Raw genomic sequence first — 532 nt, 5'->3', positions numbered from 1 at the left:
TCAAAGTACTAATATGGTGGAGATGAGGAGGATCGAACTCCTGACCCCTTGCGTGCAAGGCAAGTGCTCTCCCAGCTGAGCTACACCCCCACAATATAAAGTTCATTTAAGAACTCTCAAAATTAAACAGTAGGTAATTACTCCTTAGAAAGGAGGTGATCCAGCCGCACCTTCCGATACGGCTACCTTGTTACGACTTCACCCCAGTTATTGGTTTCACCTTCGACGGCCGCTTCCTAAAAGGTTAGCTAACCGGCTTCGGGCGCCCCCAACTCCCGTGGTGTGACGGGCGGTGTGTACAAGACCCGGGAACGCATTCACCGCAGCATTCTGATCTGCGATTACTAGTAACTCCAGCTTCATGTAGGCGAGTTTCAGCCTACAATCCGAACTGAGAATGGCTTTAAGGGATTAGCTCCACCTCGCGGCTTGGCAACCCTCTGTACCACCCATTGTAGCACGTGTGTAGCCCTAAGCATAAGGGGCATGATGATTTGACGTCATCCCCACCTTCCTCCGAGTTATCCTCGGC

1 tRNA gene and 1 rRNA gene are annotated in these 532 nt (G+C 51.3%); both read right to left on the bottom strand.

Annotated features, from left to right (window positions below):
• Nucleotides 1–14: 14 nt before the first annotated feature.
• Nucleotides 15–90: transfer RNA gene (locus ACEXNK_RS17530), tRNA-Ala, on the bottom strand.
• Nucleotides 91–148: 58 nt separating this feature from the next.
• A 16S ribosomal RNA gene (locus ACEXNK_RS17525) occupies nt 149–532 on the bottom strand; the annotation flags it as partial.

The organism is Paraclostridium bifermentans (assembly GCF_964259345.1).
GTDB classification, from domain to species: Bacteria; Bacillota; Clostridia; order Peptostreptococcales; family Peptostreptococcaceae; genus Paraclostridium; species Paraclostridium bifermentans_B.
The sequence above is the reverse complement of the archived record's forward strand: the minus strand, read 5'-3'. Positions and strand labels throughout refer to the sequence as shown.